Source organism: Streptomyces sp. NPDC033270 (genome assembly GCF_055576575.1).
Map to the genome: position 1 here is coordinate 152,745 of NZ_JBVIRA010000008.1, position 21,778 is coordinate 174,522.

The following is a 21,778-nucleotide window of genomic DNA, read 5'->3' on the forward strand; positions in this document are numbered from 1 at the left end:
GGCCGTCCGCCCCTCGCCGCTCCTAGGAATCCCGGTCCGCGCGCCGAGCGCCCCCGGGATCCCGCGCCTGCCCAGGTCCCTGACCAGGCACCTCCCCAGAATCCCCCTCCGCACGTCCCGCGTGGGCCGGCCGGTCCGGCCACACCCCGATGTGGTCGCTCTCCAGCTCCAGCAGGACACGATGCTCCATGCCCAGGCTGCCGGTGTACTCGGCCGGCAGCTGGAGGCGGCCCGCGCGGTCGAGCATCGCGTATTCGCGGGCGACCAGGGACTCCCGGCCCGTCGCGGCGTCCCGTTCGGTGCGCCGCAGCACCTCGGACGACGTACGGCCGTCGCGGATCGCGACCGTGCGCCGCACCTCGCTCGCCACCGCCTGGTCGTGGGTGACGATCACGATCGTGGTGCCCAGCTCCTCGTTGGCGGTGCGGAAGGCCGTGAAGACCTGCTCGGCGGTGTGCGAGTCCAGCTCGCCGGTCGGCTCGTCGGCCAGCAGTACCGACGGGGTGTTGGCCAGCGCCACCGCGATGGCGGTGCGCTGCTGCTCACCGCCGGAGAGCTGGTGCGGCCGGCGGTCCCGGCAGTGGTCCAGGGAGAGCATCGACAGCAGCTGCTCGGCGGCCTTCGTACGGGCCGCCCGGCGCCGGCCGCCGCTCAGCTGCATCGGCAGCGTGACGTTCTGCAACGTGGTCAGATACGGCAGGAGGTTGCGGGCGGTCTGCTGCCAGACGAAGCCGACGACCTCGCGGCGGTAGCCCAGCCGGGCCCTGGCGTCCATCGTCAGCAGATCGCGGCCGGCGACCTTGGCGGCGCCGGCGGTCGGCACGTCCAGACCGGCCAGAATGTTCATGAGCGTGGACTTGCCGCTGCCGGACGCGCCGACCAGCGCCATCAACTCGCCCTCGGCGACCAGCAGATCGAGCCCCTGCAGGGCCTGCACCTCGACGCCGTCGGTGGTGAAGACCCGTACCAGCCGGTCGCAGGCGATCAGCGCGTCGTGCCCGTAGGCGGGGCGTCGGCGCCGGGCCGCCGCGCGCCGCTCCAGTTCGGCGAGGCTCGCCGGCCCTGCGGGCGCCCCGGCGCCAGCCGCCGCGGAGGCGTCCTCGCCGTGGTCGGACGGTGTGGTCATCCCAGATCCCCCATTCTCCACTCGGTGCGCTCGCGTCGCCGTTCGCTCAGCCAGGCCTGGACCAGTGCCACCGCCAGCGCCAGCGCCACCACGCCCGCCGACGGCAGCAGCAGCGACGCGGGATCGGACTGCAGCCGTACGGTGTCCGGCGCGTCCCCCGTCGCCCCGGCCAGGGCGAGCGCGGTGAGGTCCATACCGGGGCGCAGCAACCGGATCGTGGCGGCGCCGGCCAGCGCGCCGCCGAGCGCCGCCAGCAGCGCCGGTGGCAGCGCTTCGAGGACCATCAGACGCCGTCCCTGAGCGGGTGTCAGGCCCATCGCGCGCAGCCGGGACAGCAGGTGGGCCTGCTGCGGGGCGGCCTGGAGGCGCGCCAGGAGCAGGGCCAGCAACGCGAATCCGGCGCCGGCCGCGACGGCGGCGGTGTACAGGCGCTGCGCGCCCTGTTGGAGGGGCGGATCGGCGAGCCGCGCGCGTTCGGCGGAGCGCAGCGCCAGCCGGGCGGTCAGCGACGCCGGGGTGTGCGCGCGGACGGTGGCGCGCAGCGCCTCGGTGTCCAGCCGGCGGCCGGACAGCAGCAGGACGGCGGGGCCGTTGGCGGGTTCGGCGTAGGTGTCCGGGTGGCGGCGCGCCACGCTTTCCGCGTTGATCAGGACGAAGTCGCCGCCGGGCTGGGCCGGGGTGTCGGCGCGCACCGCCGTGGGGCGGACGACGAGTTGCCCGAAGTCCGGCTGCAGCACCATCGGGGCGTGCCCGAACCGGGCCAGGACGCGGGGGGAGACGATCGCCGGCAGTGGCCGGTCGCCGCCGGGGTCGGCCAGCTCCCGGGCGGAGAAGGCGCCCAGTCCGGTGGCGCGGGCGAGCCGGGAGTACGCCTCGGCGTCGGCGATGACCAGGTAGAGGGGCGGGCCACCGTCGTCGGCGGCCTGGACGGCGATCCGTATCGCCACCGCGTCCTCGACGCCCGGCACCTTGGCGACGGCGCGCCCGAGGTCCCGGGGGAGGGGCCGGTCACCGACGATGCGGGCCTCGGCGCCCACCGCGGTCAGCGCCGCGTGGTCGCGGGCCGCGTCGATGCCCGCGAGCACCGAGCCGCCGAAGGACGCGGTGGTCAGCGCCACCAGGAGCGCGAGCAGGGGCAGCCCGGCGGCGGCCGGCGCGCGGCCCGCGCGGGCCAGCGCGAGAAAGCCGGTCAGCCCCGAGCCGCGGGCGGCGGGGCGGGCGGCCAGCCGCAGCGGGAGCGGATAGAGCCGCATCAGCAGCAGCGCGGCGATCACGCCGACGAGTACCGGGGCGGCGCTGACCAGGGCGTCCACCCCGCCGCCGGCCGCCGTGCCGCGGCGGCGCAGCGCCACCACCGCGCCGGCCGCCAGTACCAGCACGGTCAGTTCGGCGACCGTACGGCGCCGGGAGGGGCGGGCGTGCGCCAGGTCGGCGCGTTCGGTGGGGCGCGGGCGCCGGTGGGCGGCGGCGGCCCGCAGCGGCAGGGCGAGCGTGCCCAGCAGAGCGGCCCCGGCCGCCGCCGCCAGCGAGGGCCAGACCCCCTCGCCGGGCAGCAGCGCCAGCGCCAGCCCGCCGCCGGCCGCCGCCGCGGGCAGCGCCACCACGGCGGTCTCCGCCGCCAGTTGCCCGGTCAGCGAGGCCAGCGAGGCGCCGCGGGCCCGCAGCAGCGCCAGCTCCGGCCGCCGCCGGGCCGCCGTCAGCGCACCGGACATCAGCAGGACGACGCAGGCGACGGTGCCGATCCCGGCCGCGGCCACCGCGATGACCGGTGCGATCGCCGTCCGCGACCGGGCAAAGCCGTCCAGCAGGCCGTCCACCGAGCTGTCGACCAGCGCGCCGCCGCCCGCCACCGCGCGCAGCCGGGCGAGCGCCGCGCCGTGTTCGAGGGAGAGCAGCCGGGCGTGCAGCAGCGGAGCGTCCTGGGCGGTCAGTGTGCTCACGTCGACCGGGTAGCGCCAGAACTTCTCCGGTGCGCCCTCGGTGGACAGCAGCGCCGGGCCGTCCTGGGGCGCCAGCAGCAGACCGGCGTGCCAGAACCTCTTCGACGGCGGCCCCGGGGACACGTCCCTGCGGGCGGCGGTCAGCACCGGGTCCACGGCCCAGTACGCGCTGTCCGGGGCACGCGGGGTGAGCAGACCCGAGATCCGCAGGGTCAGGTCGTCCAGATGCAGTTCGCTGCCGACGCGCAGGGCCAGCGTCCGCGCGGTGGCGACGGTCACCGCCGCCTCCAGGGTGTGCGCTCCGGGGGCCGCGCCCCGCGGCAGCCGGCCCTTGGTGGGCGTGGCGTGCCGGGCGAGACCGGATACCGCCCGGAGCGAGAGGGCGGGGGCGACGCCGTCCGGCCGGGGCAGCCGGGGATCGTGTGCGGTCAGCGGCTTGGTGGTGCGGACACCGTGGACGCCGTCGCCCGCCGTGATCCGCAGCGGGGCGGCGAACTGCCGTTGGAGCGCCCGGTCCTGGCGGTCGGCCTCGGCCGCGGCGAAGGCGGCCGCCGGGTCGGTGCCGGGCACATCGGCTGGCGAGACGGAGATCTCCACCGTCCGGTCGCCGGGCGGCGCCGAGCCGATCGCATGGCGCACCCCGCGCGTCTCGTACGCCTCGACCCCGCGCGGGAAGGCGGCCGCCAGGAACGCCGTCACCAGCACCAGCGCCCCCAGCGCCGTCGCCGCCGCGCGCGACGTCCGCAGCCGGACGCGCAGCCAGGCCGTCCAGGTGAGCGCGTTCACCGGCCCTCACCCACCGGCCGCCGTGTCCCCGTCCCCGTGCTCGTCCTCATCACGCTGCTCCTTGGCTGCGCAGGGCCCGTACCGGGTCGCCGCGGCGCAGCCCGAGGGCCGCGACGATCAGCAGCGGCACCGCGGCGACCGCCGCCAGCAGCGCGACCACCTGGCCCGGCGGCAACTCCACCAGTACCGGCGGCACCGGGCGGCCCGCCTCCTGGGTCAGCACGACCAGCGGGACCACCGCCCGGGTGAGCACCGTCCCCAGCGCCACGCCGACGGTCAGCGCAAGCGCGATCAGCACGCCCTGCTCGGCGGCGATCATCCGGGCCAGCTGCGGGCGCGGCGCACCCAGGGCCCGCAACACGGCGAACTCCCTGGCCCGTTCGCGGACCGACCCGGCGGCGCTGACCGCGAAGCCGACCGCCGCCAGCGCCACCGCGACCGCCGCCGCGGCCATCAGCGCCGTCTGCGGGCCGAGCCCCAGCGGATCGTCGTGCAGCTGCCGGGCGATCTCGTCCCGGACCAGGACCTGGCCCGGATCGATGTCCGGGCGGGCCCGCAGCGCGCTCGCGGCCTTCGCAGCTGCACCCGGCTCAGGGCGCAGCCACCACTCGGTCGCGGTCAGCGGCGCGGCACCGCGATCGGCCAGCGCCTCGTTGACGGCGCCGAAGTCCACCAGCAGCCCGGTGGTGGCCGGACCGCCGTCCGCCCCGGCCGGCAGTGCGCGCACCGCCGCCACGATCCGCGCCTTCAACGGCTCCCCGTTGACCGGCACTTCAACGGTGGCGCCGGTCTTCGAGCCGCTGTCGCGCAGAAACGCCTCGGTCGCGACCGCGGCGAGCGGCGGCCGCTTCGGATGTGCGGCGGTGATCCGCACCGTCGTCACCGCGGCGCTCCACGCGTCCGGCCGGGCGCCGGTGTCGTACGTCTGGGACAGCAGACCGCCCGCGGGCACCTCGGCCCGGCCCGCCTCGCCCCCGGACTCCTCGCCCGCGGAGCCGCTTCCGCCGGTGATCTGCGCCCGCCAGGCCAGGGCGGCGGGCGCGGCCACGGGGCGGTGACGGCCCGATGCGGTGACGGCCTGGGCGCCGGTGACGGTCAGCCGCTGACGGTGGGAGAGGGCCGACTGCTCCATGTCGGCGACCAGACCGGTCAGCCGCAGGGGGCCGGCCGGGCGTCCCGCCGGGGCGCCGGCCGCGGCGGCGAGGTCCGCGCCCAGGGTGTGCGGGGCGCCGTCCGCGGCGAGTGTGCCGAGCGGCAGGGTGGACGGGGCGCCGAAGCGGTCGGTGACGAGGGCGGAGAGGGTGGCGGGCACCGGCCCGGTGCCGTGCCCGGTGGCGTCCGGCCCGGACGGCAGCTCCTTCAGGGAGCGCAGAGTGACGGTCAGCCGTAAGCGGTCGGTGTCCGCGGGGAGTTCGAGGCCGACCGGTGTGCCGTCGTGCGGTGCCACCGCCCGCAGTACCCGGTCCGCGGCCCGGCCCGACCTGTCGTCGGGACCGCCGCCCATCAGGTCGCCGCGCGGCAGCAGCGCCCCCACCGACCCCCGGGCGTCCAGGGCGAGCAGCGAGGAGGTCCGGCCGCCCGACAGGTTCAAGGCGGCCTGCCCGGCGGGCAGCGCCGCGGCCACCCCCGGCACCGTCGCATACGCCCCGCCCTGTCCCCACTGCGGTGTCCTGCCGGCCAGTACACGCACCGCCGCGCCCGCCCGGAAGTCGGCCTGGTCGTCCTGCGAGCGGTCCCAGGACGCGCGCTGACCGATCGCCAGCATGCCCAGCGCGGTGGCCAGCACCAGAAGCAGCACCGGGCCCGCGCCGCGGTGGGGGCGGCGGCTGATCTGCCAGCCGGCCAGGGCCGTGGCCAGGCCCCGGCCGCGGGCCGCGCCCCGCTCGGCGAACCGGGCGGCGAGGGGCAGCAGCCGCAGCGTCAGCACCGTTCCGGCGAGCAGCGCCAGCGCCGGGGCGGCCACCAGGACGGGATCGATACCGAGCCGGCCGGCGGTGTCGCCGGTCAGCACCCCGCCGCCGCTGCCGCCGCCGTCCGGCCCGTCGCCGCCCGCGGTCCGCCGCTGAAGCTGCCAGTACGCGACCCCGGCCAGCACCAGCAGCCCGAGGTCCGCGCCCGTCCTTCCCCAGGCCCGCCACTCCGTCCGCCCGGGGGAGCCCCCGAGGGCGCCGGGCAGCGCCCGCCGCCGCGGCGGACCGTCGCCCCCGCCGTGCAGCAGCGCGGGCGCGGCGACCGCGAGCGCGCAGCCCAGGGCCACGCCGACCCCCGTCAGCCAGGTCGCGGCGGTGAGCCGGGTGTCCAGCGGCAGCCCGATACGGGCCAGCGCTCCGCCGCCGGCCAGCAGGTGCATCAGCGGGCCGGCCAGCAGCGGCGCGCCGAGCGCGGCCGGGGCGGCGAGCAGCAGCGACTCGGCCAGGGCCAGCCCCGCGATCCGCCGCCGGGAGCCGCCGCGGGCCCGCAGCAGCGCCGTCTCGCCGGTCCGCTCGCTGCTCAGCATCCGGGCGACCAGCAGCAGCGCGTACCCGGCGAGCAGGATCAGCTGCAGCGCGACGATCAGGATCGTCGAGCGGTTCACCAGCAGCGCCCGCTGCAACTGCCCCAGCGCGTCGGGCAGATCGGTGGTGGCGGTGGCCCGGCCCCCGAACGCCGGATCGGCCATCAGCGCCTTGGGGGCCCGTCCGGCGGCGGCGCGCAGCGCGTCCAGCCGGTCCGCGGTCAGCGAGCGGAAGTCGGCGGTGGCGAGCCAGCCGGCCGAGTCCTGCACCAGCGGTCCGCCACGGAACGCCGCCGGATCGGCGAGCATCGGACCGTACGTGGTGAAGTCCAGGGTGCGCACCCCGCGACCGCCGAGGTCGTCGAGCTTCCAGTACGGGTCGGTGCGGTCCTTGGGCCGGTAGACGCCGGTGACCTCGACCGTCAGGCGGGCGGGCCCGGACAGCCGGTTGTCGAGGGTCAGCCGCCGGCCGGGCCCGGTCCCGAGCCGGGCGGCCGCGGCCTCGGGCACGGCGATCGGCAGCGGCCCGTGTGCGGCGGGCGCGGGCCAGCTCCCCTTGGTGAGCGTGAGGCGGGAGCGGTCCAGGGCCGCGAGGTGGGTCAGATCGGGATCGCCCTTACGGGCCCGCGGTGGCCGGAGCGAGCGGGGCAGCGCGTACGGCCCGGAGCGGGTCAGTGTGCGCACCGTGAACGGCAGACCGCCGAAGGCCCGCCGGGCTCCCGTGTGCACCGCGCGGTCGGCCTGCCCCCGTTGTTCCGCGGGCAGTTGGGCCTTCACCTGGAGCGCGGCGGCCGCCGCCGAGCGCGTGCGCAGGGTCGTGCGCAGCCCGGCGTCCCCGACCGCGTCGGAGAAGGCGGTGAGCGTCGCCAGCACCGTGGTGGTCAGCAGCACCGACACCAGCGCGGCGGCCAGCAGCAGACGGTGCGCCCGCACCCGCGCCAAGACGAAGCCGGCCATGGTCCCCCCTGCCAGGCTCGCAGCACCCACCCCACCCACAGCACCAAACAGATGAACGGATGCTGCCAGAGTGTGCGGTGTCCGGTGAGCGGATTGCGGGAGTCCTTGACCGGATCGTGACGGGGCCGGGCGGTCGGGCGCGCGGGGGCCGCCCGATGTGACGCGTTCCTCAGTCCGCGGAGTTGATCATCGAGGCGGCCGCATACGTGAGGTAGTTCCACAGCTGCGTCTGGTGTTCCTCGGACAGCCCGAGGGAGTCCACGGCGTCGCGCATGTGCCGCAGCCAGGCGTCGTGCGCGGCCCGGTCGACGGTGAACGGGGCGTGCCGCATCCGCAGCCGGGGGTGCCCACGGCCGTCGCTGTACGTACGGGGGCCGCCCCAGTACTGCATGAGGAAGAGCGCGAGGCGCTCCTCGGCCGGACCCAGATCCTCCTCCGGGTACATCGGCCGCAGCAGCGGGTCCTCGGCGACTCCCTGGTAGAAGCGGTGCACCAGGCGGCGGAAGGTCTCCTCGCCACCGACCTGCTCGTAGAAGGTCTGCTCCTGAAGCGTGCCGCGCGGAATCTTGTTCACCCGTCCATGGTGGCAGACGCCCGGGCTAGGACTTCGGTCGTAGGACGATCCGATGCCGCAAAAGGGAGCGGGGCGTGATCAGTTGATCACGCCCCGCGTTCGCCTGGTGTGCGGCCGGCGGGTCAGCCCCGGCGGACGGTCAGCGTCGTCCAGGCGCCGACGTGCACCCGGTCGCCCTCATGGAGCGGCACCGGCACATAGGGCTGGATCGGGTCCTCGCCGAGGTTGATCGTCGTGCCGTTGGTGGAGTTCTGGTCCACCACGGCCCAGCTGCCGTCCTGCTGCTGCACCAGCAGGGCGTGCTGGTGCGAGACGCCCGGGTCCTCCGGCGCACTGCCCAGGTCGATGTCCGGGGACTCGCCGGTGCTGTTGCGTCGACGGCCGACCGCGACCTGGCCGTTGGCGAGCGGGAGCACCTGCTCGGGGGAGTACGAGGGCAGGTTGAGCCCCGCCGCCTCCGGGCCGCTGCGGCCCATCATCGCCATGAAGTACTCACGGTCCGGCGCGACCGCCACCACCCAGCCGGCGCCGACGACCGGCTGCGGACCCTGCGGCGGTGCCGCGGGACCCTGACCGGGGCCGCCGCTCCACTGCTGGTCCGGCCCGGGCCCCTGCTGTGGCGGCATCTGCTGCTGCTCGAACGGGGGCTGCGGCTGCTGCTCGTACGGAGCCTGCTGCTGCCCGTACGGGGCCTGCTGCTGCTCGTACGGCGCCGGCTGCTGCGGCGGGAACGGCGCGGGCGGCTGCTGCTCGAACGGGGCCTGCGGGCCGGGTGCGGGCGGCGGGGGCGGCGCCATGGGCGGGGGCGCGGCCTGGGCGCTCGGCGGGTTCAGCGTCCAGTCGTCGACGCCCTGCGGCGGCGGGCCGGGCTGGCCGGCCGGGCCGGGACCGGGCATGCCGGGCGGCGGGCCGGGCTGGCCGGGGAAACCACCGGGGCCGGGCTGGCCCGGGAAGCCGCCGGGGCCGGGCTGGTCGGGGAAGCCGGGCGGCGCCATGTCCTGCTGCGGGGGCTGCGGCTGCTGGGGCTGCGGCGGCGGGAAGCCGTAACCGCCCTGGCCGCCCTGCGTACCGGGTCCGGGCTGGCCGGGGCCCGGTGCGGGCGGCGGGAAGCCGTAGCCGCCGCCCTGGCCGCCGGGGCCGGGCATACCGGGCGGCGGACCCGGCTGCTGACCCTGCGCCGGGGCGTAGGACATCGGGGAGTTGGTGAGGAAGTTGTAGCGGCACTCCTCGCAGAACGGCGCCATCGCCGCACGCGGGGTACGGCACTGCGGGCACAGCTCGGGCTGGGCCTGCTGGCCGGGACCGGGCTGGCCGGGGCCGGGGCCGGGCGCGGGCGGCGGGAAGCCGTAGCCGCCCTGGCCGCCCTGGCCGGGGTCTGGTTGGCCGGGGCCGGGTGCGGGGGGCGGGAAGCCGTAACCGTCCTGGCCGCCCTGCGTGCCGGGGCCGGGTTGGCCGGGACCGGGTGCGGGGGGCGGGAAGCCGTAGCCGCCCTGGCCGCCCTGCGCGTCAGGAGCGCCGGGACCCATGCCGCCGGGGGCGGGGCCGGGGCCAGGGCCGCCGGGCGGCGGTCCGGCCTGACCCGGTGGCGGGCCGGGCTGGCCGGGCGGTGTGTTCAGGAAGCCGGCAGGCAGGGAGGGCGGCGGGGGGACAGCACCCGCCATCCGCTGGCCGCACACCTCGCACCAGTCTTCGGCCACCGACTGGTGGCCGCTCGGGCAGGTCGGCATGTCGGTATTTCCCCCTCCGTACCGTTTCTTTGGGGCACTGCTCGGTACTGATTGTGTCGGTACTGACTGTGATTCTTTGTGGCTGTTTCTCGCTGCGAAGGGTGCTTGTCGAGGGCGTTTGAAGAGTCATCTCGTCCGCCTCGGCGACCTTCGCCTTCAGTCGCACAGTACCGGTCGCCCCGTCGGCGACGCCCACCACCTTCGCAAGGAGTTTCGCCGACTCCCCGTTCCCCCGGGTGCCGGCGCGCTGTCCCCCGCGACCCGGTTGCGCCGCCCGCGCGAGAGACATCGGCCGACTCGTTCGGTTTTGGTCCGGTCAGGCCGATCCTGCCCGCATTGACGGCGCGGGGAACGGGACCAGCGCCACTGTTACGTTGTCGTGCCCGCCGCCGTCGAGGGCGTGGGTGACCAGCGTGCGGGCGCCGTGCAGGGGCCTGGTGGGGGCGTCGTGGGGCAGTACCGCGGCCATCTGCTCCGCGGACTCGGCGTAGTTCCACAGCCCGTCCGTGCACACCACCACGAGGCCGGGGCCGTCCGGCTTGAACGTCGCGGTGTGCGGCTCGACCTCGTACGCGTCGGCGCCGAGCCAGCCGGTGATGGCGTGCGCGCGCTCGTCGGCGTTCGCCTCGGCCTCGGTCATCAGGTGGTTGGCGACCATCTGGGCGGCCCAGGAGTCGTCCTCGGTGAGCCGTACGGGCGGCGCCGTGCGGTCGTCGGGGATCCAGTAGGCGCGGCTGTCGCCGACCCAGCCGACGGTCAGCAGCCCGCCGCCGACCACCGCGCCGACGAAGGTGCAGGCCGGGGCGTTCTGCTGACGGTGCTCGTCATGCGCCAGGGACGGGTCGGCGGCCAGCGAGTCGACCGCGGCGGAGGCCGCCAGGACGGCCTCGTGCATGGCCTGCTGGGGGTGCGTACCGCGCGGCAGCGACGCCAGCAGCGCCTCGCCCGCGGCCTCCGACGCCGCCTTGGACGCGTCGTCCGGGCGCGTCGCGGAGGAGACGCCGTCGCAGACCACCGCGGCCACGGCGGGCGTACCGTCCGGCAGCGTGGTGGCCCGCAGCGCGAAGAAGTCCTCGTTGCGGTGGTGCCGGTGCCCCCGGTCGCTGACCGCCGCGAGGCCCGCCAGCTCGCTCTCCATGTGGTCGCGGGCGGGGGGCCGGGGCTGCCCGCACCGCGCGCAGTCGCCGTTGGGGTCCACGGGACCGGACGGGCACGCCGGGCAGGCGGGGCCGTCCGGGGTGGGGGTGCCCTGGGCGGGGGCGCCTTGGGCGGGGGCGGGCGCCGGTGCGCTCGGCGCATCGGACCGTGCGCTCGGCGCGCCGGCCTCGGCGGCTGCTTCCGCGGCGGCGTCGGCGACCACCTCGTATCCGGCGACGCGGGGGTCGGCGGACGGCGCGTCCGCCGCCTTCGCGGCGTCGGGCGCCGCCGGGGCGTTCGGCGTCTGCCGCGCGTCGTCACCGAACGGCAACCGGGTCTGCGGATCCGGAGGCGGCGGGCCGGCGGGCGCGGCGGGGGCAGGCGGTACGGGCGGCGCCGGCGGCATGGGCGGCAGCGGTGGTACGGGCGGCGGCCCGGCGGGCGCCCCGTGCCCCGGAGGGGCCCCGTACGCCGACGGCGCGGTCGGCGCCAGGAGAGCGGCGCCGCACCGACCGCAGAACTTGTCCCCCGCATCGAGGGGTTCCTCGCACCCCGCGCACCGGGACGGCCCAGTCACACCCATGTCACACCCATGTCCTGGGGCGGAAGCGGTTGGCCCGCTCCACCAGCTCGATCCTCTTCTCACCACGCTGCGCCAGCCGCGCCAGCAGCCGGTACGACCGCTCCAGGCCGAACCGCAGGCCGCGCTCGTCCAGCGGGCTGCCGAGCAGCGCCGGCCGCCTGCCGGCGGCACCTTCTCCGTCCGGGCCGGCACCGTGGCTCCCGGAGAGTACCCAGTCCAGGGCGCTGCCCAGTACTTCGGTGCGGAGTTGTTCCCTTCGCTCGGCGTCCAGGCCGAAGTCCGCGAGGGCTTCGACCTGTTGGGCGGCCGCCCGCAGATCCGCCAGCAGCCAATCGCGCGGCGGACGCTGCCGCAGCCGGGCGCGGACCGCCGCGGTCCGCGCCGCGGTGTAGTGGATGGACGACTCCGGTACGGACTCCAGGGCCTCGACCGCGCCCCCGCGGTCGCCCGCCGCCAGCCGCACCCGGGCCAGCCCGAACGCGGCGCTGACATAGCTGCGGTCGGTCGCCCACACCAGGCGGTAGTACTCCACGGCGTTGTCCCACTGCTCCAGCAGCTCCGCGCAGACGGCCAGCGCCAGCTTCGGCGCCGGCTCGCCGGGGAACGCGTCGTAGACCGCGTCGAAGGCCAGCGCGGCCCGCTCGCGGTCCCCGGTGGCGAGCGCCACCAGGCCGCCGTGCCACACCACCCGCCAGTCGGTGCCCGGCTCCCCGAGATCCCCGGCGGCCGCCGTGGCGGGCCGCGGCCCGGCCGGCTCCGCCGTGAGCGCCTCCAGCACCGCCTGCGCGGCCGTGCGGTCGCCGGTCTCCAGATGGGCGCGCAGCTCCCGCAGCCGGACCTCCAGGCCGCCGGCGGGCGCGCAGCGCAGCGCGCTCAGCAGTTCGGCGGGGGTGGCGGTCGACAGCCCGGCGAGGAGACCGGCGTCGGGGTCGCCCGGATCCACCCGCGGTACCGGGAGCGCGAGGGCGGCGGCGGTGACGTCCAGGGGGCGAAGCAGCGGACCGATGGCTTCCGGTTCTCGGTGTGCGGGCGCCGCTCCGCGCGCGCCCAGCAGCGAAGCGTCGCCCTCGCGCGGGGCCATCAACTCGGTGTCCACGGCCCGCAGCTCGGGCCCGAACAGGGTGGACGGCGCTGGCCGCGGCTCGCCCGACTGGAGCGCCACCACCTCCCGCAGCACGCCCGTCAGCTGCTCGGACATCTCCTGCGCGGAGGCGAACTGGCGCGCCCGGTCGGGGTCCGTGGCGCGCACCAGCAGCCGGTAGAAGGACTCGTAGCTGCGGAAGACCTCGATGTTGTCCGGATCGGGCAGGGAGTCCGCGAAGATGTTCGTATAGCCCTGGAAGTCGAAGGTCAGGACGGCCAGGGTGCGCGCGACCGTGTACAGATCGGAGGCGACCGAGGGGCCCAGCTCGGCGATCTCGGGTGCCTGATAGCCGATCGTGCCGTAGATCGGGCTGTCGTGGTCGTCCATCCTGCGCACCGCGCCCATGTCGATCAGCTTGAGCTGGTCGTGCTGCTGGATGGCGTTGTCGACCTTGAAGTCGCAGTACAGAAAGCCGCGGCTGTGCAGATGGCCGAGCGCCTCCAGCGCCTCGATGCCGTAGGCGCAGGCCTGCTCGACCGGCAGCGGATCGCGCCGTCCGTGGGGCGTGCGCCGGTCGTTGGCGATGTCCTTGAGCGACTTGCCGCCGACGTACTCCATGACGATGTAGCCGTCGAGGCTGCCCGTCCCCCGGTCGAGGTGCTCCACGAAGTTGTAGATCCGGACGATGTTGGCGTGCTCGATCTCGGCGAGGAAGCGCCGCTCGGACATCGCGACCGCCAGCGCCTCCTCGTCGCCGGTGTCCAGCAGCCCCTTGAGGACCACCCACCGGTCGGAGACCGCGCGGTCGATCGCCAGATAGACCCAGCCGAGCCCGCCATGGGCCAGACAGCCCACGACCTCGTACTGGCCGTGCACCAGCTCACCGGGCCGCAGCTTGGGCGCAAAGCTGTACGGATGGCCGCACTTGGCGCAGAACCCCTCCGTCCGGCCCGCCTGTTCACCGCGTGTCCGCCCCACCGGGGCACGGCAGTCCGCGCGGCTGCAGAACCGCTTGCGCTCGGGGACCCGCGGATCCTTCAGGACCGCCGTACGCGGATCGGGCCGCGGCACCTCCGGCACCGCCACCAGGCCCGCACCCAGCCGCCCGCGCGACGACCCGGAGGACGAGCCGCTGCCCGTGCTGCCGCGCACCGACACCGCCGACCTGCCGCGCGTCGCCCCGCCGCCGGACGCGGCGCGGGAGAGCCGCGCGGACACCGAGCGCCGGGACGCCGACGAGCGGGCGGACGGCGAGGCGGAGCCGGAGCCGGCGCCCGGGCCGGGGGAGGGGACCGTCAGCAGCGCCCCGGCCGCCGCCCGGCTCGAGTCCGTGCCCGCCCGGGACCGGTCCGTCAGGCTGGTGGGTGGCGAGGAGATCAGGCCGCCCGGCGAGACGACCGGTGCCAGACCGCACCGGTCGCAGTACAGTTCGCCGCCGCCGGCATCGACGTAACCGCCCGCGCAGTCCCGCCGCTGGCAGCGCCCGCCGGCCCGCTCCGTCATGAATTCCCCCTCTCCTCCCGCTGCGGCAAAGCCAACGCCTCCGCCGCCGCCTGCTGATAGCGCCACACCGCGTGCTCGGCCGCCCGCAGATCGCACGGGGCGCTCCACAGCATCCGGCGGGCCACGTCGTACCGCTCCGTCAGCAGCGGATCGTCCGCGATGCTGTGGCGGGCCAGCTTCGCCTTGTAGGCGTCCAGCCGGCCGCGCAGCTCGGCGCGCACCGCCAGCGGCGCGGTGACCGCCGTCAACGACTCCCGGGCGCGGTGCAGTTCGTCCTCCGCGCGCTCCTCCAGGCTGTCCAGCAGCGGCGAGAGCCGGTGCCACTGCGCCCGCCTGCGGTACTCCGCGGCGGCCGCCAGCTGCTCGTGCAGCGCCGTGGACGGGCCGCTGACCGCGGGCACCTCCGACGCGGCGATCTTCGCCAGCACCTCACCGCGCGCCTGGCGCGCCTCGGTCAGCGTCCGGTCGGCGCGCGAGAGGACGTCGCGCAGCTGCATCAGCCGCTGCTCCGCGTCCTGCCGCACATCCAGCACCGCCGCGACCTCCCGCCGGATGTCCTCCAGCGCGCGGGCCGCCCGGTCGTAGCGCCCGGTGTCCGGACGGCCCCCGCCGGGCGCCGAACTCCCCGTCGACGACGACACCCAGAACGCCAGCGGATCCGCGATCACCTGGGCGCGCAGCCGCGCCAGCTCGTCGGTGATCCGCTCCAGGTCGTCGCCCGCCGGATGCTCACCGGGACGCACCCCCACCGAATGCGCCAGCGAACGGGTGCGCTGCAGCTCGGCGGAGAGCAGGTCTATCCGGGCCGGCAGCGCCGACCAGACCGCGTCGGCGGCGACGATCACATCCAGCGACCGCGCGTACAGCCCGTTCATCCGCTCGACGAGCGTCTGCAGGCTCCACCGCTCGCCCGGCCGGGTCGGGCCTCCCGGGCCGCCGTCGTGCGGGGCCGCGCCGGGCACCGCGACCTCGTCGCCGTGCAGCAGCCGCGTCAGCTCCGCCAGGTCGTCCGGGGACGGCCAGCGCCGCCGCGCCCGCAGCTCGCGCGCCGCCTCCAACGTCGCGGTATAGGTGTCGAACAGCGACCACAGCACCGTGATGGAGCGCTCCGTGGCGGCCCAGCGCTCCTTGGTCGTGCCCGCCAGATCGGCGCCCTCCAGCAACCGGCGCCCCGCGTGGTCCTGCAGCGCCAGCAGCGAGGTCTCGATCGCCTCGTACTCGGCGCCGAGCCGCGCCAGCGCGCGGTCCACCTCCTCCCGGCTCAGCACCGGGGCATCGGGCCTTCCCGGAGATCCGGGACAGGGTCCAGGGACCCCCATCGATCACCTCTCCAATACGCGTACGGTGCACGGCGATTGCTGTGACCGGGTGGCTGCTGCGGTGCGGCTCCCTCCGTTTCCCCTTCCTCTTTCCATAGTGAACGGCATCGGGCCGCTCCATGCGGCGATCGGTGAGGTACTGGGCACCTCGGGGCGACCGGGCGTGCTGCGGACGTGGTCGGGTCAGTCGCTGTACTCCGGCGACGGCGGCCCCGATATCTCCGGCATGTCGGCCCGCAGCCATGTGCGGTACGCCCGCATCCAGGGGCTGTCGGCGCTCCCGTCGCCCCGATAGTCGTCCAGCACCCTGTTGACCCGGCGCACCAGGTCCGTGTCGTCCTTGTTCATCGCCACGCCGTACGACTCGTCGGTGAACGGCTCGCCCTTGAGCTCCACCTTCGGATCCTGCGCCGCCTGCGCCGCGGCCAGCGCGTTGTCCGTGACCACCGCGTCCGCCTGGCCCAGCTGCAGCCGTACCAGGCAGTCGAGTTGGCTGGGCACCGTCAGCACCTCGGCGCCGTGCCGCTGCCGCGCCAGCTCCGTTTCACCCGTCGAACCCGCGGCCGTGCACACCCGCTTGCCGCGCAGCGAATCGTCGAACGCCTTGATCGGGGACGACTTCGCAGCCAGCACCTGCTGCCCCGCCTGGAAGTACGACGTCGAGAACGCCACCTGCCGCTTGCGCGCACAGTTGATCGTCATCGTCCGCACCACCATGTCGACCGTGCGTTTCTGCAGCGCCCGTATCCGCTGGTCGGTGGGCACCGCCTTGAAGACGACCTCCGGGTCCGGCCCCAGGATGTCCGCGGCGATCGCCCGCGCCAGGTCGATGTCGAAGCCCTCCAACGTGCCGGTGGCCGGATCGCGGTACCCCCACCGGTAGGTGTTCTGGTCGACACCGACGACCAGCCGGCCCTTGTCCTTGATCCGTGCCACCGCCGCACCCTCGACCGACGACGGCCGCAGACTCTCCGCGGCGTTGTGCGCCGTGCAGGTGGCCGCGGCCGGCTCGGCCGGCGTCGCGTCGGGCCCGTACGCCCGGTGGATCGCCGACGGCGAGGGCGCGCCGCCACTACCGGGACGGTGGGCGGCGCCGCTCAGCGCCGGCACCAGCACCGCGGCGGCCGCCGCCATCACGGCCATCCCGGCCGCGACCGGCGCCAGGACGGCACGCAGATTCCGCAGCCCTCGCGCGCGCATCCTCATGTCCCCCTCACCAGGTCCCCTCACCGGTACTCCGCCAGCCTGCGCCCGATCCCCAGCACCGCGCCCCCTGCCGCCAGCGCCGCCAGCGCCCCGGCACCCACCGGCAGCCCGTCGAGCGCCCCGCGCCCGCCGTCCGCCGCCGACCGGAACTCCCCCTGCTCGTGCACCAGCGCCTTGTGCAGCCCGGCCGCCACCCGGTCGAACGACGCACCGGTGGAGCCGTCGGCGCCGATCACCTTCGCAAGCGCCCGGTCGTAATCGCCCTTCTCGTCCGCGGCCCGCGCCTGGGCATGCCGCGCCTGCCACTGCCGTACGTAGGTGAGCGCATCGCGCACCGGCTCCCGCCCCGCATCGTCGTCCGCCAGCGCCAGCGCCGTTCCCAGCCTGCTCTTCGCCCGGGCCGCACCATGATCGCCTGCGCCGGCCAGATCCCGCATCCCCGCTCGGAAGCCGACCTCGTAGAAATCCCGCTGATCGCCGGTGAGCACCGCACCGCGGGCCACCAGCGTCAGATTCTCGTCCCCGCGCGCCTGCAGCGCGTCGATCCGCGCCTCGACGAGCACCCGCAGCGACCGGGCGCCGTGCTCGTACGAATCCGTCAGCCCCGCGCGCGCCACCGCATGCCCCACCACCAGCCACGACAACACCGCGACGGAGGCGGCCGTCGCGACCAGCAGCCCCGGATTGAACACCCGGTTGGCCCGCCGGTAGAGCCGCCGCTGCGCCCATCCCAGCGCACCGATCGCCACCACCCCGGCCGCCACCGCGCACCACGGCCACGCCTCGGCCTCGTCGTAGTCCGCCGCCAGCCGCCTTGTCTCCGCGTCGTACAACGCCCGTGCGGCGGGCAGAAGTTCCGCCCGCATCCGCTCGTTCGCGTACCGCAGATAGGCCCCGCCGAGCGGCAGCCCCTGCCGGTTGTTCGCCCGTGCCGTCTCCACCAGCCCCGTATAGCGCGGCAGCTGCCGGTTGAGGCGGGCTATCTGCGCGCCCGCGTCGTCCGAACCGCCGGCGCTCTGCGAAGCCTTGGCCAGCAGCTCCGCCGCCGTCGCGATATCGCGGTCGTAGCGGTTGCGCGCGGCCCCGCCGCCCTCCTCACCCGCCAGGAAGCCGCCGGCGGCCGTGGTGTCCGCGTCCGCCAGCGACCGGTAGATGCCCGCCGCGTCCGACGTCAGCGGCTGACTGCGCGCCACCACGTCGTCCGCGGCCGCGGCCCGGTCGGACACCTGCCAGGCCGTGACCGCGCCGAACACCACCACCAGCAGCGCCAGGGCGGCGCCGATCAGCCGCAGGCGGCCCGGTTCGGTCGTGGACGCGGCACGCAGCTCGTCCAGTCCCTCGGCCCAGGCCGGTCGGCGCCCCGAGGCGGGCGGTGCCACGCTGCTGGTCGGCACGGACGACACAGAACCTCCCCCTGGCCGCGGACTGCGGACCCGGCCCCGCGCCCGGCGCCCGGAGCGCTCAGGACAAGGACCGGTGCATGGGCAGCAGTATGTCGGCCGCCACTGACAAGCACACCGCCATTGCCCTGATCTTGTTCGGATCGCGACCCGTCTTTGCCGGGCCCGCCGCACCGCCCCGGCCGGCATTACAGTGACCGCAGAGTCATCAGACATCAGACACCGGATTCAAGAGCAGGACATCGGCACACCGGCCGACGCCGGCGCCCAGGGAGTGATCTCGTGCAAGCAGTCCGCAAGGGCAGGGTGTCGCTCGTGGAGACCGCGACCGACGAGATCCGCGCCCAGATCGTGAACGGCACCTGGCCGGTGGGCAGCCGCATCCCGCCCGAGAGCGTCCTGTGCGAAACCCTCGGCGTCAGCCGCGCCTCGGTCCGCGAGGCCGTCCGCTCCCTCGTCCACTCCGGGCTCCTCGAACCCCGGCAGGGCGACGGCACCTTCGTGATCTCCGACGACGACAGCGCGGCCGCCCTCCGCCGCCGTCTCGAACGCGCCGAGCTCAGCCATGTCACCCAGGTCCGCCAGGGCCTCGACGTGGTCGCCGCCCGGCAGGCCGCCAAGCACCGCACAAAGGCCCAACTCGCCGGTATCGAAGCCGCGCTGGCCCGCCGCAAGGCGGCCCTTGCCGCCCGCGACGCCGACGCCTTCACCGCCGCCGACGCCGAGTTCCACGTCCTGGTCGCCGAGGCCGGCGCCAACCCCGTCCTCGCCGACATCTACCGCTCCCTCAGCGCCGCCCTGCGCGAGGAACTCCGCCGCGCCGCCTGCCTGGACACCGCCACCGCGGCCGCCACCGACCCGCACCTGCGCCTCACCGACGCCATCCGTGCCCAGGACCCCCAGGCCGCCGTCGACGCCGCCGTCCTCCTTCTCGCCGGCCACGTACGCGACCTGGCCCTCCCCCTCGACGACTGAGTCCCGCCCCGGAACCTCGACGGCGCACTCCACGGCGCCGCGCGCCTCCCCCTTCACTCCCACGCGCCGCTGACTCGCACACCCCTCCATGGCTACGCTGAGTGACGAAAGTCGAGCTCGACCTTCACTCAGCAACCGCTACGAGCGGGGACCACCCCGCACCCGGAAGTCAGGAGACCCTCATGCGCCGCCTCGGCAAATTCCTCGCCCGCGTCCTCCCCACATCCGGCCCCACTCCGCCCTTCACGCCTCCCGCCAGCGGATTCCTCACCATCGGCAGCACGACCTACATCGATCCGCACGGCATCTACCCCCTCGATCACCGCCTGACCGGCAGCCCCACTCTCGTCGTCAACGACACCGACCAACCCGTCACGATCGTCACGGAACGCAACCACGACCATCCTCCGGCCGCACCCCCGCCCCACCGCACCCCCACGGGCCTGGACCTCGTCCTGACCCCGGCCGCAGAGCTCGTGCTGGCCCCGGGCGAACGCACCGAGACGCGACGGGGGGACAGCGTGCAGGTCGTGTGAGGGGGCAGGCCGCGAGAGGGGGCGGGTGCCCAGGCCCACGCGGTGACGCCCACGCCGGCACGCCCACACCGCCACGCCCGCGCCCTCCACGCCCACACCCTCAAGCCCACCCCGCCGCAAGGCCCCTCTATTCCCTATTCCCAAGCCGCCCGCAGCCGCTCATAGGCGTCCGCCTCGGCACCCGCTCGGTCCAGGGTGTCGAGGGCCGCGCCCAGGACCGGTGGTGCGGTGACGACGTGGGGCACCGCCTTGGGGGCGCGTTCGGACAGGAGGTGGCGGACGTGGTCGTGCAGGAGGGGGTGGCGGGCGGCCAGGACGCTGCCGCCGAGGACCACCGGGGCGGGTTCGGTCAGCAGGTCGAGGCGTCGCAGGGCCACGGTCGCCATGAGGACCACCTCCTCGGCCTGCCGGGTGATGATGCCGCGGGCGACGGGGTCGCCGGAGGCGGCGACGGCGAAGAGGACCGGGGCCAGTTCGTGGCGGCGGCGGTCGGGGATGCCCCGTAGGTGGAGCGCCTCGATCAGCTCCGGCATGGTCCTCAGGCCGAAGTGGGCGGGGAGCGCGTGGGCCAGCTCGGTCGGGGCGCCGCGGCCGTCCTCGGCACGGGCGGCGTGCCACAGGGCCTCGTCGGCGAGGAAGGAGCCGCCTCCCCAGTCGCCGGAGATCCGGCCGATGGAGGGGAAGCGGGCGGTGGCTCCGTGGTGGCCGAGGCCGGCGCAGTTGATGCCGGCCCCGCACACCACGGCGACGCCCACCGGCTCCCCGTCGTCGGGCAGTCCGGCCCGTAGCAGAGCGAAGGTGTCGTTGCGGACGGATACCGTGCGGGCCCAGCCGCGACGGGCGATCTCGGCGCTGAGGGCGGTCTCCTCGACGGGGAGGTCGGCGTTGGCGAGGAAGGCGGAGAGGTGGCCGACGGGGCCGGCGCCGGTCGCCCCGGCCTGGGCGAGGGCCGATTCCACCAGGGGTGCCAGTACGTCGACCGCGCGGGTGGCACCCACCAGGGGCGGCTGGAAGCCGCCGCCGCGTGCCGTGCCGAGCAGCCTGCCGTCGGCGGCCACCAGCGCCACGTCGGTCTTGCTGTTGCCCGCGTCGATGGCGAGCGCCGTGCCCGTCAGGCCCACGTGAGGTGCTCCCGGTTGTGCGCGATCAGCTCATCGGTGAGCCGGTCCGCGTAGTCGATCTGGCCGATGAGGGGGTGCGAGAGGAGGGCGGAGAAGACCCGGTCCCGTCCGCCCTTCAGCGCCGCCTCCAAGGCCAGGTGCTCGTAGGCGGTGACGTGGGCGACCAGCCCGGCGTAGAGGGGTTCCAGGGGGCGTACGGGGAGAGGGGCCGGGCCCGTGGCATCGACGGTTGCGGGGACCTCGATCACGGCGTCGTCGGGGAGGAAGGGGAGGGTGCCGTTGTTGAAGGTGTTGACGATCTGGGTGTCGCCGGTGTCGCCCAGCAGGGAGGAGGTGAGTGCCACGGCCGCTTCGGAGTAGAAGGCGCCGCCGCGCCGGGCGAGCAGCTCGGGCTTCTCGTCGAGCGTCGGGTCCTGGTAGAGCGTGAGGAGTTGCCGCTCGATGGCGGCGACCTCCGCGGCGCGGGAGGGCTTGCTGCGCAACTCCCTTACCACCGCGTCGTGTTGGTAGTAGTAGCGCAGGTAGTAGGAGGGAACGGTGCCGAGGCGGTCGAGGAGCGGGCGGGGCAGGCGCAGGTCGTCGGCGATGGCGTCGCCGTGCTCGGCGAGGAGGGCGGGCAGGACGTCCTCGCCGGCGACGCGGACGGACCGCTCCCAGGTGAGGTGGTTCAGGCCGATGTGCTCCAGCTCGACCTGGTCGGGGGAGACGCCCAGCAGCTTCGCGAACCTGCGCTGGAAGCCGATGGCGACGTTGCACAGGCCGACGGCCTTGTGGCCATGGGTGAGCAGGGCGCGGGTGACGATGCCGACGGGGTTGGTGAAGTCGACGATCCAGGCGTCGGGGTTGCGGCGGCGTACCCGCTCGGCGATGTCGAGGACGACGGGCACGGTGCGCAGCGCCTTGGCGAGGCCGCCGGCGCCGGTGGTCTCCTGGCCGACGCAGCCGCACTCCAGCGGCCAGGTCTCGTCCTGGTTGCGGGCGGCCTGGCCGCCGATGCGCAGCTGCAGCAGGACGGCGTCGGCGCCGTCGATCCCGGCGTCGAGGTCGTGGGTCCAGGAGATCGTGCCCGGGTGGCCCTGTTTGGCGAAGATCCGCCGGGCGAGACCGCCCACCTTCTCCAGCCGGTCCATGGCCGGGTCGATCAGGACGAGCTCTTTGAGCGGCAGGACGTCACGCAGCCGCGCGAAGCCGTCGATGAGTTCGGGGGTGTAGGTCGAGCCACCGCCGACCACGGCGAGTGTGACGCCGGGGCCTGGGGGCCGGCCTTCGGGAAGTCCTCCCCGAGCGGAGGACTGTGCGGCAGTCGAAGA

Annotated in this window: 14 protein-coding genes and 1 pseudogene; 2 read left to right on the forward strand and 13 right to left on the reverse strand. The window is 75.6% G+C overall.

Annotation, left to right across the window (positions count from 1 at the left end; all coding sequences use genetic code 11):
• Nucleotides 1–22 precede the first annotated feature (22 nt).
• The 11 genes and pseudogenes from ACZ5XZ_RS14585 to ACZ5XZ_RS14635 all read right to left on the reverse strand — a co-directional run bounded on the left by ACZ5XZ_RS14585 (nucleotide 23) and on the right by ACZ5XZ_RS14635 (nucleotide 17,830).
• On the reverse strand, nucleotides 23–1,126 hold the full coding sequence (locus ACZ5XZ_RS14585; protein WP_468977723.1) for an ABC transporter ATP-binding protein: 1,104 nt from the start codon (nucleotides 1,124–1,126) through the stop codon (nucleotides 23–25).
• Nucleotides 1,123–3,852 (reverse strand): FtsX-like permease family protein, encoded by a 2,730-nt coding sequence (locus tag ACZ5XZ_RS14590; RefSeq protein ID WP_468977724.1) that lies wholly within the window; start codon nucleotides 3,850–3,852, stop codon nucleotides 1,123–1,125. Before ACZ5XZ_RS14590 ends, ACZ5XZ_RS14585 begins: the two co-directional genes overlap by 4 nt.
• 49 nt (nucleotides 3,853–3,901) lie before the next feature.
• A complete protein-coding gene (locus ACZ5XZ_RS14595) occupies nucleotides 3,902–7,303 on the reverse strand; it encodes an FtsX-like permease family protein (RefSeq protein ID WP_468977727.1) in 3,402 nt (1,133 codons plus the stop codon).
• A 169-nt stretch (nucleotides 7,304–7,472) separates the two neighbouring features.
• Entirely contained in the window at nucleotides 7,473–7,877 is a 405-nt protein-coding gene (locus ACZ5XZ_RS14600) for a globin (protein WP_384431150.1), read from the reverse strand.
• Between the two features lie 122 nt (nucleotides 7,878–7,999).
• Nucleotides 8,000–9,604 (reverse strand): FHA domain-containing protein, encoded by a 1,605-nt coding sequence (locus ACZ5XZ_RS14605; RefSeq protein ID WP_468977730.1) that lies wholly within the window; start codon nucleotides 9,602–9,604, stop codon nucleotides 8,000–8,002.
• Nucleotides 9,605–9,689: 85 nt separating this feature from the next.
• Nucleotides 9,690–9,875: pseudogene (locus ACZ5XZ_RS14610) on the reverse strand (hypothetical protein); the annotation flags it as partial.
• A gap of 45 nt (nucleotides 9,876–9,920) precedes the next feature.
• On the reverse strand, nucleotides 9,921–11,324 hold the full coding sequence (locus ACZ5XZ_RS14615) for a protein phosphatase 2C domain-containing protein (protein WP_468977732.1): 1,404 nt from the start codon (nucleotides 11,322–11,324) through the stop codon (nucleotides 9,921–9,923).
• Nucleotide 11,325: 1 nt separating this feature from the next.
• Nucleotides 11,326–13,911, reverse strand: coding sequence for a serine/threonine-protein kinase (locus ACZ5XZ_RS14620; RefSeq protein WP_468977734.1), 2,586 nt, complete (start codon nucleotides 13,909–13,911; stop codon nucleotides 11,326–11,328).
• Nucleotides 13,908–15,230: a hypothetical protein gene (locus tag ACZ5XZ_RS14625; RefSeq protein ID WP_468977736.1), complete on the reverse strand. Its 1,323-nt coding sequence runs from the start codon at nucleotides 15,228–15,230 to the stop codon at nucleotides 13,908–13,910. The genes ACZ5XZ_RS14620 and ACZ5XZ_RS14625 overlap by 4 nt, the downstream gene beginning before the upstream one ends.
• A 183-nt stretch (nucleotides 15,231–15,413) precedes the next feature.
• Nucleotides 15,414–16,430 carry a glutamate ABC transporter substrate-binding protein gene (locus ACZ5XZ_RS14630; RefSeq protein WP_468977868.1) on the reverse strand — a complete coding sequence of 339 codons (1,017 nt, stop codon included), beginning with the start codon at nucleotides 16,428–16,430 and terminating at the stop codon, nucleotides 15,414–15,416.
• 26 nt (nucleotides 16,431–16,456) lie between these two features.
• A complete protein-coding gene (locus ACZ5XZ_RS14635) occupies nucleotides 16,457–17,830 on the reverse strand; it encodes a hypothetical protein (RefSeq protein WP_468977739.1) in 1,374 nt (457 codons plus the stop codon).
• Between the two features lie 288 nt (nucleotides 17,831–18,118).
• Here ACZ5XZ_RS14635 and ACZ5XZ_RS14640 point away from each other — a divergent pair, with 288 nt between their 5' ends.
• Nucleotides 18,119–18,811, forward strand: coding sequence for a FadR/GntR family transcriptional regulator (locus ACZ5XZ_RS14640; RefSeq protein WP_468977741.1), 693 nt, complete (start codon nucleotides 18,119–18,121; stop codon nucleotides 18,809–18,811).
• Between the two features lie 182 nt (nucleotides 18,812–18,993).
• On the forward strand, nucleotides 18,994–19,347 hold the full coding sequence (locus ACZ5XZ_RS14645) for a hypothetical protein (protein ID WP_468977742.1): 354 nt from the start codon (nucleotides 18,994–18,996) through the stop codon (nucleotides 19,345–19,347).
• A 134-nt stretch (nucleotides 19,348–19,481) separates the two neighbouring features.
• On the opposite strand, the gene ACZ5XZ_RS14650 is transcribed toward ACZ5XZ_RS14645, so the two are convergent.
• Together ACZ5XZ_RS14650 and ACZ5XZ_RS14655 are read right to left on the reverse strand one after the other, a co-directional pair.
• A complete protein-coding gene (locus tag ACZ5XZ_RS14650; protein ID WP_468977745.1) occupies nucleotides 19,482–20,468 on the reverse strand; it encodes an N-acetylglucosamine kinase in 987 nt (328 codons plus the stop codon).
• On the reverse strand, nucleotides 20,459–21,700 hold the full coding sequence (locus tag ACZ5XZ_RS14655) for a 6-phospho-beta-glucosidase (RefSeq protein WP_468977746.1): 1,242 nt from the start codon (nucleotides 21,698–21,700) through the stop codon (nucleotides 20,459–20,461). Before ACZ5XZ_RS14655 ends, ACZ5XZ_RS14650 begins: the two co-directional genes overlap by 10 nt.
• Nucleotides 21,701–21,778 lie beyond the last annotated feature (78 nt).